The organism is Sphingobacterium sp. UBA7038 (assembly GCF_002494055.1).
GTDB lineage: Bacteria > Bacteroidota > Bacteroidia > Sphingobacteriales > Sphingobacteriaceae > Sphingobacterium > Sphingobacterium multivorum.
Genome location: NZ_DLAV01000029.1, coordinates 56,812 through 70,858, shown reverse-complemented (window position 1 = coordinate 70,858; position 14,047 = coordinate 56,812). Strand labels below are relative to the sequence as shown.

The window sequence follows — 14,047 nt, the reverse complement described above, 5'->3', positions numbered from 1 at the left end:
AATGCAGAAAACCGCATTTTAAAAATAAAGCAGTCATTACAACAAGATTCTTTATTTATTTTATTTAAACGTACTTTTTATTTGTAATTTTGCAAAATGTTGGTGATGGATATTGAAAAAAAGATAAAAGACTTAACGGCAGAGCTCAACCATTATAACTATCAATACTATGTATTGGCGAACAGTGTTATTTCGGACTACGACTTCGACCTCAAATTAAAGGAACTCGAAGCGCTGGAAGCTCAATATCCCAACTTTGCCGACCCCAACTCCCCTACACAGCGTATTGGTGGAGACATTACCTCCCGATTTCAAACGGAAAAACACCGCTGGCCAATGCTTTCATTGGGCAACACATACAATCAGGAGGAATTACTTGACTTCGACCAGCGGATCCGCAAAATCATCGGCGATCAGTTCGAGTATGTTTGTGAATTAAAATTTGACGGTTTATCCATCAGCTTGACTTATGAAAATGGCTTACTAAGTAAAGCCGTTACACGCGGGGATGGTACACAAGGCGATGTTGTCACCAACAACGTTAAAACGATTCGTTCTATCCCGATCAAACTCAAAGAAGGAGATTATCCAGATCAATTCGAAATACGAGGTGAAATATTTATGCATAAATCAGCTTTTCTCCGCCTGAATAAGGAACGAGCCGATAATGAGGAGCAAACCTATGCCAACCCAAGAAATTTCGCTTCTGGAACCATCAAACTCCAAGATTCTGCTGAAGTTGCCAAGCGCCCATTGGACTGTTTCCTTTACTTTTTGTACTGCGACAACAGAACAAATCTATTTCACGATCATTGGAATAGCTTAAACCATGTCAAAGACTGGGGATTCCACGTCAGCGAGCATAGCAGAAAATGCAGCACATCAACCGATGTTTTTGCATTTATTGACTATTGGGATGTCGAACGTCACAACCTAGGATATGAAATTGATGGAATCGTTATTAAAGTAAATGATTACGCACAACAGGAAGAGCTTGGCTTTACGGCCAAAAATCCACGTTGGGCAATATCCTATAAATTCAAAGCCGAGCGTGTAGAAACCATTCTTAACTCGATTAGTTATCAAGTTGGACGTACCGGCGCTGTTACACCTGTTGCCAATCTTCAACCTGTACAGCTGGCAGGCACAACCGTAAAACGCGCTTCCTTACACAATGCAAATGAAATCGCACGTCTCGACCTACACGAAGATGACACTGTTTTTGTGGAAAAAGGGGGCGAAATTATCCCTAAAATAATTGGGGTAAACCTCGACAAAAGGTTATCGGGATCGACAAGTTTTGTCTACCCGACTTCCTGTCCGGAATGTGGCACAGTACTTATACGGCAAGAAGGGGAAGCAGTACACTACTGCCCGAATGAAACTGGATGTCCGCCGCAAATTGTTGGCAAAATGCAACATTTTATCGGACGAAAAATGATGGATATCGAAGGAATGGGAGATGAGACCGTGGATACTTTCTTCAAGAAAGGTTTGCTACACAACATCGTTGACATCTATGGCCTGAAAGACCATCAAGATGACCTACAACAACTGGAACGTTTCGGTCAAAAATCAATCGATAACATGCTCAATGGCATTGAAAAATCCAAAGAAAAACCCTTTGAAAAAGTTTTGTTTTCGCTTGGAATACGTCATGTCGGCGAGACAATTGCAAAAAAATTGGCGCAGCATTTCAAAAATATTGATGCGCTAGCCCAAGCCTCAACAGAAGAAATCGAAGGAGTACAAGATATTGGACGCCGTATCGCGGAGAGCGTCAAAGAATACTTAGACAATCCAATTCATCAACAACAGATTGTTGCACTGCGGAATTATGGCTTAAATTTCGAAATTGAGGAAAAGGAGATTATCCTGGCGAGCAATTCACTTGAAGGGAAAACTTTTCTGATTTCCGGTGTATTTGCAGAACATTCACGTGAAGAGCTGGCAGCTGTAATTGAAAGCAATGGCGGAAAGATGTTATCTTCCATTTCTGCCAAACTAAGCTATCTCGTGGCAGGAGATAAAATGGGACCGTCCAAACTAGCGAAGGCTGAAAAATTGGGTATCCCGATGATTAATGATCAAGAACTATTTGAACTCATTAATCCCAAGTAAGTTTTTTAATTAAATTTATATAAATACAAAAACAAGATGAACGAGCTTCACGGCGCAGGAGTAGCATTAGTCACTCCTTTTAACTCAGATGAATCTGTTGATTTCGAAGCATTAGGTCAGCTAATTGACTTGCAAATCAACGAAGGTATGGATTATTTGGTTTCTTTAGGTACAACTGGAGAAGTTGCCACTTTAACCAATGATGAACGAAAGCGCATCTGGGATTTTACTGTCAAGCGCGTGAACGGTAGACTACCCTTGGTTGCTGGAATTGGTGGAAATAATACAGCCGAAATTGTGGAGCAAATTAAAAACTTTGATCCAACAGGTTTTTGCGCAATTCTATCGGTATCTCCTTACTACAACAAACCAACACAAGAAGGCATTTACCAGCATTATAAGGCTGTTGCAAGCGCCTCTCCACTTCCGGTTATTTTATACAATGTACCTGGACGTACGGGTAGCAATATAACAGCACAGACAACATTACGACTGGCCAATGATTTTTCGAATATCGTAGCCATCAAAGAAGCTTCCGGTAATTTTGCACAATTCAGCGAAATTCTACGGGATAAACCAGCAGAATTTCTATTGATTTCCGGAGACGATCCGGTTACCTTGCCGATGATGTCGCTTGGCGCTGCTGGTATCATTTCAGTGATCGGAAATGCGTTACCGAAAAAGGTAGCCACATTAGCGAAGTTATGTGCTGAAGGCAATTATGCCGAAGCTAGATCAATCCACAATGAACTTCTTAACATCACAGATCTATGTTTTATTGAAGGAAACCCAGCTGGTGTAAAATACATTCTGCAGGAATTGGGGATTGGAAAAGATCAATTAAGGCTTCCTTTAGTGCCTGTTAGCGAAAAAATCCAGGCAGCTATCAAAGAAGAATTAAAGAAATTGAACTAAGATATAGTCGAACTCGTTTGAGAAAAAGTTTAGATTACAGGAAAGGGTCTAAACTTTTTTATTTCAAAGCATTGCAACATAACAATATAATAACTACCTTTGCACTTCCACAAAAGTGGAATTTTAAATAACAAAATTAATTAACAAAATGCAACAGTACGAATCTGTAATCGTTCTTACCCCGTTGCTTTCTGATGATGCTGCGAAAGAAGTAATCGCAAAATTCAAAAACATCTTAACAGAAGGCGGAGCCGAGATTGTCGCTGAAGACAATTGGGGTTTGAAAAAATTAGCGTATCCAATCCAGAAAAAAACTACTGGATTTTATCACTTAACTGAATTCAAGGCTCCAGGTGAATTAATCAATAAATTAGAGGTTGAATACAAACGTGATGAGCGCATTATGCGTTTCTTGACTGTAAGCTTAGACAAACATGCTAAAGCATACAACGAGAAAAAACGTAGCGGTGCATTCAACAAAAAAGCTGAAACTAAAACTGAGGAGGGCGCAAACTAATGGCTAACGAAAATATCCAATACGTAACTGCTCCTAAAGTAGAGGACAACCGTAAAAAATACTGTCGTTTCAAAAAGAATGGTATCAAATATATCGATTATAAAGATGCTAACTTCTTGATGAAATTTGTAAATGATCAAGGTAAAATCTTACCTCGTCGTTTAACTGGTACATCTTTGAAATTTCAACGTAAAGTAGCTCAAGCTGTTAAACGTGCTCGTCACATCGGCTTATTACCTTACTTAGCTGATGCAATTAAATAAGGAGGACGATAGAGAATGGAAGTAATTTTAAAACAAGATATCAAAGGCTTAGGTGAGCAAAACGATATCGTTAATGTAAAACCAGGTTTCGGTCGTAACTACTTAATCCCGCAAGGATTTGCTATCCAAGCGACTGAATCTGCAAAGAAAGTTTTAGCTGAGAACATCAAACAAGCTCAGTTCAAACAAGAAAAAATCAAAAAAGACGCTACTGAATTAGCAGGTAAATTGGAAGCTATCAAACTTTCAATTGGTGCTAAAGCAGGTGAATCTGGTAAAATCTTTGGTAAAGTAAACAGCATCCAAATTGCTGATGCGTTGAAAGCAAAAGGTTTTGATGTAGATCGTCGTCGTATCACTTTCGAAGTTGAACCTAAAGAATTAGGTGAATACATCGCTAACTTAAACTTACACAAAGAAGTGAAAGTTCAAGTTCCTTTCGAAGTAATTGCTGAATAATTCAGTTTATTTAGTCAATAATATAAAGCGGCTATCCTTTCGGATAGCCGCTTTTGTTTTACCCCTGTCTCGTCCTGAAATATCGATACACAAAAAGAATCGTTATGGAAAAAGGAACAAATTATGTAAAGCGGACTCAGCGTGATTACACTTTAACATTGAAGCTGAATGTCGTTAAAGAGATTGAATCGGGGAAATTGACACTCTCCCAAGCACAAAAACAGTATGGCATCCAGGGAGATAGCACTATTCGCAATTGGTTAAAAAAATATGGTAACTTTGATTGGGAGAATCAAATACCATCCAATATGGCAAAGTCACCAGAACAGCGCATTTTAGAACTGGAAGCCAAAGTCAGACTGCTGGAGAAGCAAAAGGCTCAACTTGAGCATCAGAATCACATCGCTGATTCCAAAGCGATCATCTTTGACATGATGATCGATATTGCAGAAAAAGAATATAAAATCGACGTAAGAAAAAACTTGAAACCCGCGCAATCAATCGTTTCCGGCAAGAAAAACAAGAAAGCCTAAGTTTTACTTGTGGATTGTTCGGGTTAGACAGGCAGGTGTATTATCGAAGGATCAAACGTATAGTGAGGAGCCAGGGTATAGCCGGGAAAATTGTGGACTTAGTTCATGAAATACGCAGTACCCAGCCAAGAATAGGCACACGGAAACTTTACCATATATTGGCAAGGGAGCTACAGGCATTAAAAGTGGGCAGAGACAAATTCTTTGATATTTTACGCGCCAACCATTTGTTAATTACACCTAAAAGAAGCTATCATACGACCACTATGTCACATCATAGATTTAGAAAATATCCGAATATTATTAAAGAAGTGACTGTTTGCCGTCCCAATCAGGTTTGGGTAAGTGATATCACTTACATAGGGAAGCGAGAAAGCCCCTGTTACCTGAGTTTGGTTACAGATGCCTATTCGAAAAAAATTGTTGGCTTTGAGGTCTCGCGGACCATGTGCACACCGCATGTTGTAAAAGCACTAAAAATGGCACAAAAACAAAGAAAAACAAACGAGCCGTTAATCCATCATTCCGACAGAGGGGTACAATATTGTGCAGAAGAATACCAATATTACCTAAACAAATATCAGCTCAGGTGCAGTATGACAGAAAACTCTGATCCTTATGAAAATGCCATCGCTGAACGAATCAATGGTATACTCAAACAAGAGTTCATGATTGATACCTATCATTTAGATCTACATTTGATGAAGCAGATCGTAGCTGAAGCAATCGATATCTATAATAATGACAGACCACATTGGTCTAATCATATGTTAACTCCAAATCAGATGCACATGAAATCAAACATGAACTTCAGAACTTATAAAACAAAAAACAGTAGCAACCTATCGGCTACTACTGTTTAAATTATTTATTTTTAATCACTGAAAACCTGTATCGATTTTTCAGGACTAGTCACCCTACTTTACCCCCAAAAAAAACTCGCGTTACGGAGAGCAACGCGAGGCATAATCTAGGGTATTTGAAAGGGAAAATCTTTATCAATCTCTATTTTTTTTAAAAAAACAACTCCAAAACCACCGAGTCAAAAAAATAACATCGAAACCAGTTAAACCGAAACAAATCCTTTTCGAAACTCAATTTCAATACTCAAAAGAAGGAAAAAATATTCATTTTTACAAATTAAATTGAATTTTTTATCAAAAAATCATAAATAATTTTAAACTTCCAAAAATATAAACATAAAAAGAGGACAATAAGTCACTAAAAACTACAATAAAACCACAAATGTTTAAACAAACACAGAAAAAAAAACGTAAAAACATAAACGAAAACATAAAAACAACATAAAAAGAATAAAAATCAAGATAAAAATCAGAAAAAACAATAAATAAAATTCAAATAGATAAAATTTAACAGCAAAAAAAAAGCCTGAAATATAATATTTCAGGCTTTTTTTTTATTTTTCAGCTAAATTATGCTAATTGTTTTTCCAATTTCTCGTTCAATACTGATTTTGGAACAGCTCCAATTTGTTTATCAACGATTTCTCCATTTTTAAAGAACAATAAAGCTGGAATATTACGAATGCCATAACGAACAGAAATCTCTGGATTTTCATCTACATTCACTTTTCCTACAACAGCTTTACCTTCATAATCCTTAGCCAATTCTTCAACCACAGGACCTACCATACGGCAAGGACCACACCACTCTGCCCAAAAATCGATTAATACTGGTTTGTCTGCTTTTAAGACAACTTCTTCAAAGTTGCTATCTGTAATTTCTAATGCCATAATCTTTTAATTTTATAAACCGAAGTTATATCTATAATACTATTTAATTGCTAAAATCAATAAACAAAGATAGTAACTACTACCAATGTATTTGTAATCTTAATTACACAAATTCTAATCCAAACTAATTCAATCGGTAATTTATCCCTTCAAACTTATCTATACAGTCCAAAAATTCATTTGTTAGGTTTATTTTCAGACTTTTAGCTGGCATTTCGACAGATATTTCATCTTGGGGATCCCAGATTTTAAACTTTAATTGACAATTTGGCACAACTCCCTCGATCTCATTTTGCGCCAGTATATCCTTGATACCATCAAGAAATGCTTCGTTCAACTTAGGTAAAGGAATATTGATCGTAAAACTCTTCGCCATCTTCTCACGAAGATCCGAAAGCAACTGCACACTGCGCAGCTCAAAGCCCCAATTTCCAACCTGTCTGAAACGCTCCTGTACCAAACCCCGCAATTGCACAAAATATCCCTCTTGCAAATATCCCTTCAACTTAACGTATTCTTCGCCGAAAACTGCCATATCATAAGAATCACTATAATCCTCGATGATAAATGACGCAAAAGGCTTACCCGTCTTCGTCAATCGATGGTTTGCCGATGCGATAATACCACCAATCACCAATTCTTTGTTCTTGATCCGATTAAACTCCAGCAAAGTCTCTTCATCGACCTCTGCTGCCTTTACCTTATTGATTAATGCCAAATCTGAAACGGAATTCTGACAAAAATGTTCAATTTCAAACCGGTAGGTATCCAAGGGGTGGCTGGTCAGATAAATACCGATAACATCTTTTTCATATTTAAGCTTTTCAATCAATCCCCATTGCGGACATGGCGCCAAAACCGGCTCAGGCAATTCTGCAGCCCCTCCTACACCAAACAAGCTCGCCTGGGCCGAACTTTCATTTTCTTTAAAGCGCTGGCCAAATCGGATCGCCTTTTCCATTCCTGTTGAATTTTCATCCGAATGAAAATATTGTGCACGGTGCGTATTCTCAAAACTATCAAAGCCTCCAGCATAAGCCAGACTCTCAAAAGCTTTCTTGTTTACCGCACGAAGATCGATTCGTTTAGCCATATCAAAAACAGATTTATACAATCCTGATTGCCGTGTTTGCACGATAGCGTCTACCGCTCCTGCCCCAACGCCTTTCACCGCACCTATTCCAAAACGAATAGCTCCAGATTCATTTACCGTAAACTTATAATAGGATTCATTCACATCTGGCCCCAATACCTGCAAGCCCATTCGTTTACATTCCTCCATAAAGAATGTCACCTGCTTGATATCATTCATGTTATTGGAAAGTACCGCAGCCATGTATTCCGCAGGAAAATGCGCTTTTAAATAAGCGGTCTGATAAGCAACCCAAGCATAACAGGTCGAGTGGGATTTATTAAATGCATAACTCGCAAAAGCTTCCCAGTCGGTCCAAATCTTCTCCAGAACTTTTGCATTATGCCCTTTCTCCTCTGCCTGCGAAACAAACTTCGGCTTCATCTTATCGAGTACAGCCTTTTGCTTCTTACCCATAGCCTTACGCAAGACATCGGCATCACCTTTTGAAAATCCCGCAAGCTTCTGGGACAAGAGCATAACCTGCTCCTGGTAGACTGTAATACCGTAGGTTTCCTTGAGGTATTCCTCACAAGCATCCAAATCGTAAACAATGGGGTCTATACCGTGCTTACGCTTAATAAAACTTGGAATATATTCGATTGGTCCCGGACGATAGAGTGCATTCATCGCAATCAAATCGGCAAATACTGTCGGTTTAAGGTCGCGCATGTATTTCTGCATTCCAGGAGATTCATATTGGAACACCCCTATGGTTTCTCCACGCTGAAAGAGCTCATACGTAAGCTCATCGTCGATCGGAAACTGATCCGGATCCAGCACAATACCATGACTTAATTTGACATTTTCAACCGTATCTTTAATCAGTGTCAGTGTCTTTAAACCCAAAAAGTCCATTTTCAGCAAACCGGCACTTTCAACAACGTGGTTATCGAACTGCGTCACATAAAGATCAGAGTCTTTTGCCAAAGAAACAGGAACGAAATTAGTAATATCGTCTGGTGTAATAATAACACCACAGGCATGGATACCTGTATTTCGTACAGAACCCTCCAAAACCCGGGCCTGTCTGATCGTTTCCGCTTCCAATCCAGCACCATCCGCAATAGATTTCAATCTATTGACGGCTTCAATTTCCTCAGTCCTTAGCTTTTCCTTTAAACCGGCATCATCTAAAGTAAAAATCTTGGATAATTTAAGGTTCGGAATCAGCTTGGCAATTTCATTGGCATCACCCAAAGGTAAGTCCAATACACGCGCTGTATCTTTGATGGATGACTTCGCTGCCATTGTACCATAGGTAATAATCTGGGCAACCTGACTAGCACCATATTTATTGATTACATATTGCATGACACGTCCACGTCCCTCGTCATCAAAATCGATATCAATATCGGGCATGGATACACGGTCTGGATTTAAGAAACGCTCAAAAAGCAAGTCATATTTAATCGGATCGATATTGGTAATTCCCAAACAATAAGCTACTGCCGAACCAGCAGCAGATCCCCGTCCCGGCCCCACGGAAACTCCCATATCCCGGGCCGCCGCAATAAAATCCTGAACAATCAAAAAGTAACCTGGATACCCCGTTTTCTCAATGGTAGCCAACTCAAAGTCAAGACGTTCGCGAATATCATCTGTTATTTCCTCATAACGCTTCTCAGCCCCCACATAACAAAGATGCGCCAGGTATTTATTTTCACCACGTTTTCCCCCATCTTCCAGATCGGCTTCCACTTGAAATTCCTCAGGAATATCAAATTTAGGTAAGAGGACATCGCGGTTTAACTTAAATATCTCTACCTTATCGACAATCTCCTGAATATTTAGAATCGCTTCGGGCAAATCTTTAAAAAGGGCCTTCATTTCATCTGAAGATTTGAAATAATATTCCTGATTGGGTAAACCAAAACGGAATCCACGTCCCCTACCTTTTGGAGTCGATAGCTTTTCACCATCTTTCACACAGAGCAAAATATCATGCGCATGTGCATCGCCTTTCTTCTCGTAATACGTATTATTGGTCGCAACAACTTTGACCTGATATTTGCGGGAAAATTTAAGCAAGGTTTGATTCACACGATCCTCATCTTCCTGACCATGACGCATTAATTCCAGGTAAAAATCATCCCCAAATTGTTCTTTCCACCACAGCAAAGCCTCTTCGGCCTGACTCTCACCTATATTCAGTATTTTATTCGGCACCTCGCCTTGTAGGTTACCTGACAAAGCGATAACATCTTCCTTGTATTGAAGAATAAGATCTTTATCAATCCGCGGCACATAATAGAAGCCCGCGGTATAAGCAAAAGAAGCCAGTTTAGCCAAATTATGGTACCCCCGTTTATTTTTCGCCAATAACACAATCTGATAACCATTATCCTTCCTCGACTTATCTTTGTGGTTTTCACAAACAAAAAATTCACAACCAACAATTGGCTTTAAAAGCTGACCAGTAGGCTCCTCTCCATTCTCAACTGCCTCCGCATTTTGCGCTTCAACTTCTTTATTATGACTTATAACACGAGAGACAAACTCAAAAGCCCCCATCATATTTCCGTGGTCCGTTAATGCAACAGCAGGCATATTATCCTTCACCGCTGCCGAAACTAACTTATCGTACGACATCGTCGACTGCAGGATCGAAAACTGAGAGTGGTTATGTAAATGGGCAAATTTGGCATGCTTTAAAGCTGCTAACGCGTCCGCATCAACGACAACCTTGACTTCATCTGGCTGAGACCTTTTTCTAATTTCATCAGAAGCTGCTTTTAGGTTGATATGTTTCAGTCCAACAGTGGGTATAGGCCCCGGATTGTTGGTTTTAAAATCGACAAAGTAGCCCGTATCGACCTGAAGTTCTTCGGCAGTGAATACCTCTCTTCTTACAAGCTCCAGAAAACAACGTGTTGTCGCTTCAACGTCGGCTGTTGCATTATGTGCCTCAGCAAATGGCACTCCAAATAAATAAGAATGCAACTCAGTCAAATTGGGTAGTTTAAAGCGTCCTCCACGACCGCCTGGAATTTTCAGAAGTTCAGCTGTTACTTCCGTACAGGTATCCAATACAGGCATATTAGCCATATTGGACGTAACACCATAACGGTAAAATTCACAGCCCATGATATTCAAATCAAAACCAATATTTTGTCCAACCACAAACTTGGCTTTATTCAATGCCACATTGAATTTCTCTAAGACCTCCTGGAGCGGCAATCCCTGCTCTTCTACCAATGCAGTCGATATGCCGTGTATTTTTTCAGAGTCATAGGGTATATCAAATCCATCTGGCTTAATCAAGAAATCGTGATGTTCGACCAAATTTCCCATCTCATCATGAATCTGCCAAGCCAATTGAATACAGCGAGGCCAATTGTCCGTATCGGTAATTGGTGCGTCCCAACGCTTAGGCAAACCCGTCGTTTCCGTATCGAAAATAATATACATAAAATTCTAACCCTCTTTAATACAACACATTAAATGCAAGACAATTTACATTTTTTTGAACTTGAAATTTACGAAATTATTAGAGAAGATTATGTCAGATTTTTGCGAAAATCCACTAAAGAAAATCTAGCGCCACACGATACCGCCTACCGGTTCCGCTTCAACAAGAAATAACATCATAAACTCCTCAATCTTCTTTTTTTTATGTGTATCCCATGAGTAAATATCAAACCAAATCGTAAAGCCCCCGGCCTCTTTTTTTCGTATATATTGAAGGAGCCAAGTTTATATCAAATTCAAATTAACAACTCATTTAATACGTATCTAATAGGGACTTTATAGGGACCTCATAGGGACCTCATTCGGATGAAGCCCTATAATCTACCTATTAAGTCCCTTTTATTTCAGGTTTTATTTCCTTTTAATTACAAATTTGACATTCACCTTTCTTCCACCAGTGTGGTAAAATTCTCATGGTCTGTAGGAGATAAAACGCCTCAGATTTAATATTGTAATAGTTACACTATCCTAAGTATTTAGTATATTTGGTTTTGACCCAAAAATCCATGATTAAAGCGATCTTTTTTGACATCGATGGAACTTTGCTAAGTTTCAAAACACATCAGGTTCCCGAATCTACTCAACAGGCATTTCAATTATTAAAAGAAAAAAACATCAAGGTATTTGTTTCAACAGGACGATCCTACAATCAGCTGGGACATATTCGTTATCTCGATTTTGATGGATATATCACCTTCAATGGCGGGTATTGCGTCACAAAGGAACAGGAAGTCATTTATAAAAATAACATCCCTCAAAAAGACATTCGCTCCTTATTGGATTATGCTAAAAAGCGTGAGGACCTGACTTTTTCATTTATGTCCGAAAAGGAAATTTCCTTAAACCAGGTTACACCTGAGGTACAACGAATGTACGAACAGGTCAATGTGCCGACACCACCTATTCGGGATTACGAAAAGGATTTTGATCTGGACTCCGTTATGCAGGTCAATGTTTTCATCAATCCTGAAGAAGAAGCTGAATTCATGGAAAATGTGATGCCAAATTCAGTTGCTTCGAGATGGACGCCCATTTTTGCGGATGTCAATCCGATGGGGCAAAGCAAAAAAATTGGAATAGATGTTTTTTTAGATCATTTCAACTTTACCTTGGAAGAAACTATGTCATTTGGCGATGGCGGAAATGATATTACCATGCTAGCGCACACCCATATTGGAATTGCTATGGGTAATGCAAATCCCGAGGTAAAGGAAATTGCAGATTATATAACAGACAGTGTTGATGAAAATGGTATCTGGAATGCATTAAAACACTTCAATATCATCTAAAGTTGGATAGTTAAAGTTATTCGAGAAGTATTGCTGTTGCTATTCATCAGCAAATTATGTTTTTCCGGAAAAAGATAGTCCAATCGCTGTCTAAAATCACGTATCAGTGTACTGCTAAATTGACTTTCCAGATAATGGTTCACACGATAGCTAACTTCAAGCATAATCAACTTGGATGAGCCCGATAATCGGATCCGTACAGGATGAGAAGACATCGTATTATAACCATTCTCAACAGCATGCTGTACCACAGGAAAAAGAATGAGCGGCGGCAACATCATCTCCTCCTGAGCCTGAAGCTTATTTTCCCATTTGACTGTAAAACCTGCTGGAAGAAAACGTTCAGCCAATTGCAAATATTGGTTCAACAAGCTAAGCTCCACCTGCATCGACTCCAATCGGTCAACATGAAGCTTAAGCAACTGCTCTTGGAAAGCAAAAAAGTCGGCTGGATCTATTTTGTTACTTTGTATTAGGTGATCGATCAAGAAACTGTCCAGCTGACTGTTCCTAAAAGACAACCTATCTGCCAGTGCCAAAAGCGCTTCATTTCTTACACTCTTTTTACCCAAAAACCGATTGATTATACTTGACATTTCTTAAATTGCTGTAGATTAGAAACACAAAAATAAGGAAACATTATGTCAAATATTGCAATAGTTATTGAAGAAAGAGCCGCTGACATAGGCAATTTCTTAGTTGGGCGACTTCTTCCTTTCAGGCAGAAACGTATGGTCGGCCCTTTTATCTTCATCGACCACATGGGACCTGATAACATTGCCGAACCGCACTTTATGGATATTGCACCACATCCGCATATCGGGTTATCCACATTGACTTATCTATTCGAAGGTAGCATTATGCACCGGGACAGCTTAGGAAATGCCGTTGAGATCAAACCTGGAGCAGTCAATTGGATGACGGCAGGTAAGGGTGTCACACACTCCGAAAGAACCCCGGAACAACTGCGATCGACGCCGCACGACCTCCATGGACTGCAGATTTGGGTGGCCCTACCAAAAGAACTCGAAAAAATGGAGCCTAATTTTGTTCACATAGAAGAACCGCAACTTCCACATTGGACCGAAGATGGCGTATCCTATCGCTTAATTGCAGGAGAAATTAAAGATCACCGTTCCGAGGTCCCCGTATACAGCCCATTATACCTTATTGAAATCAAAGCGGAAAAAGATGCAACTATTAAACTAGGTGATCATCTATATGGCGAAAGTGGATTATATATCCTGCATGGGACTGTTCATGCGGAAGGTCAGGAATTCGGTCCAAAGCAGATTTTAGTTGCCAAAGATGCGAAACTATGTGAATTCAAAATGGAGGCTGGAACCTCGGTCTACATTTTTGGTGGCGAACCTTTTCCTGAACAACGCTATATCGACTGGAACTTCGTCGCTTCGGACATTGAAACATTAAAAATAGCGCGCGAAAAATGGGAAAAACATGAATTTCCAAAGGTTCCTGGAGATGACGGCTATATTCCAATCCCGCCAGTAAATCCAACTTTAGGGCAGAAAAAAGCTTAGCAGCACTATTTATTCATTTAAACTTGGCAATCGCAAACGTATCTGCCGTACG

12 protein-coding genes are annotated in these 14,047 nt (G+C 39.3%); 9 read left to right on the top strand and 3 right to left on the bottom strand.

The window, feature by feature from the left end:
- Positions 1-96 precede the first annotated feature (96 nt).
- The 7 genes from ligA to B3H30_RS18930 all read left to right on the top strand — a co-directional run bounded on the left by ligA (position 97) and on the right by B3H30_RS18930 (position 5,671).
- Positions 97-2,121 carry an NAD-dependent DNA ligase LigA gene (gene ligA, locus B3H30_RS18960; RefSeq protein WP_286834786.1) on the top strand — a complete coding sequence of 675 codons (2,025 nt, stop codon included), beginning with the start codon at positions 97-99 and terminating at the stop codon, positions 2,119-2,121.
- A gap of 36 nt (positions 2,122-2,157) precedes the next feature.
- Complete coding sequence (gene dapA / locus B3H30_RS18955) at positions 2,158-3,036, top strand: 4-hydroxy-tetrahydrodipicolinate synthase (protein WP_046671749.1); 879 nt, start codon at positions 2,158-2,160, stop codon at positions 3,034-3,036.
- A 148-nt stretch (positions 3,037-3,184) separates the two neighbouring features.
- Positions 3,185-3,553: a 30S ribosomal protein S6 gene (rpsF, locus tag B3H30_RS18950; RefSeq protein ID WP_046671750.1), complete on the top strand. Its 369-nt coding sequence runs from the start codon at positions 3,185-3,187 to the stop codon at positions 3,551-3,553.
- Positions 3,553-3,816 carry a 30S ribosomal protein S18 gene (rpsR, locus tag B3H30_RS18945; RefSeq protein ID WP_028071347.1) on the top strand — a complete coding sequence of 88 codons (264 nt, stop codon included), beginning with the start codon at positions 3,553-3,555 and terminating at the stop codon, positions 3,814-3,816. Before rpsF ends, rpsR begins: the two co-directional genes overlap by 1 nt.
- Positions 3,817-3,831: 15 nt before the next feature.
- On the top strand, positions 3,832-4,275 hold the full coding sequence (gene rplI / locus B3H30_RS18940) for a 50S ribosomal protein L9 (RefSeq protein ID WP_046671751.1): 444 nt from the start codon (positions 3,832-3,834) through the stop codon (positions 4,273-4,275).
- A gap of 104 nt (positions 4,276-4,379) precedes the next feature.
- Positions 4,380-4,808, top strand: coding sequence for a helix-turn-helix domain-containing protein (locus B3H30_RS18935; RefSeq protein WP_259655432.1), 429 nt, complete (start codon positions 4,380-4,382; stop codon positions 4,806-4,808).
- A 14-nt stretch (positions 4,809-4,822) separates the two neighbouring features.
- Entirely contained in the window at positions 4,823-5,671 is an 849-nt protein-coding gene (locus B3H30_RS18930; protein WP_286834785.1) for an IS3 family transposase, read from the top strand.
- Between the two features lie 570 nt (positions 5,672-6,241).
- Here B3H30_RS18930 and trxA read toward each other — a convergent pair.
- Complete coding sequence (gene trxA, locus B3H30_RS18925) at positions 6,242-6,562, bottom strand: thioredoxin (protein WP_046671752.1); 321 nt, start codon at positions 6,560-6,562, stop codon at positions 6,242-6,244.
- A 124-nt stretch (positions 6,563-6,686) separates the two neighbouring features.
- Positions 6,687-11,105: a DNA polymerase III subunit alpha gene (gene dnaE / locus B3H30_RS18920; RefSeq protein ID WP_286834784.1), complete on the bottom strand. Its 4,419-nt coding sequence runs from the start codon at positions 11,103-11,105 to the stop codon at positions 6,687-6,689.
- 566 nt (positions 11,106-11,671) lie between these two features.
- Between dnaE and B3H30_RS18915 the strand changes: the two genes are divergently transcribed.
- Complete coding sequence (locus tag B3H30_RS18915) at positions 11,672-12,454, top strand: Cof-type HAD-IIB family hydrolase (protein ID WP_046671754.1); 783 nt, start codon at positions 11,672-11,674, stop codon at positions 12,452-12,454.
- Here the strand turns inward: B3H30_RS18915 and B3H30_RS18910 are convergent.
- Positions 12,451-13,050, bottom strand: a complete 600-nt coding sequence (locus tag B3H30_RS18910; RefSeq protein ID WP_286834783.1) for a hypothetical protein — start codon at positions 13,048-13,050, stop codon at positions 12,451-12,453. The genes B3H30_RS18915 and B3H30_RS18910 overlap by 4 nt on opposite strands.
- 45 nt (positions 13,051-13,095) lie before the next feature.
- Between B3H30_RS18910 and B3H30_RS18905 the strand changes: the two genes are divergently transcribed.
- The gene (locus tag B3H30_RS18905; protein WP_046671756.1) at positions 13,096-13,995 is read left to right on the top strand and encodes a pirin family protein; all 900 of its coding nucleotides are present in this window, start codon (positions 13,096-13,098) and stop codon (positions 13,993-13,995) included.
- Positions 13,996-14,047 lie beyond the last annotated feature (52 nt).

Bases quoted from the DNA above. Each gene is read 5' to 3' on its own strand.
- dapA (WP_046671749.1), top strand. From the start codon at position 2,158: ATGAACGAGCTTCACGGCGCAGGAGTAGCATTAGTCACTCCTTTTAAC.
- rpsR (WP_028071347.1), top strand. From the start codon at position 3,553: ATGGCTAACGAAAATATCCAATACGTAACTGCTCCTAAAGTAGAGGAC.
- rpsF (WP_046671750.1), top strand. From the start codon at position 3,185: ATGCAACAGTACGAATCTGTAATCGTTCTTACCCCGTTGCTTTCTGAT.
- B3H30_RS18915 (WP_046671754.1), top strand. From the start codon at position 11,672: ATGATTAAAGCGATCTTTTTTGACATCGATGGAACTTTGCTAAGTTTC.
- rplI (WP_046671751.1), top strand. From the start codon at position 3,832: ATGGAAGTAATTTTAAAACAAGATATCAAAGGCTTAGGTGAGCAAAAC.
- B3H30_RS18935 (WP_259655432.1), top strand. From the start codon at position 4,380: ATGGAAAAAGGAACAAATTATGTAAAGCGGACTCAGCGTGATTACACT.
- dnaE (WP_286834784.1), bottom strand. From the start codon at position 11,105: ATGTATATTATTTTCGATACGGAAACGACGGGTTTGCCTAAGCGTTGG.
- ligA (WP_286834786.1), top strand. From the start codon at position 97: ATGTTGGTGATGGATATTGAAAAAAAGATAAAAGACTTAACGGCAGAG.
- B3H30_RS18905 (WP_046671756.1), top strand. From the start codon at position 13,096: ATGTCAAATATTGCAATAGTTATTGAAGAAAGAGCCGCTGACATAGGC.
- trxA (WP_046671752.1), bottom strand. From the start codon at position 6,562: ATGGCATTAGAAATTACAGATAGCAACTTTGAAGAAGTTGTCTTAAAA.
- B3H30_RS18910 (WP_286834783.1), bottom strand. From the start codon at position 13,050: ATGTCAAGTATAATCAATCGGTTTTTGGGTAAAAAGAGTGTAAGAAAT.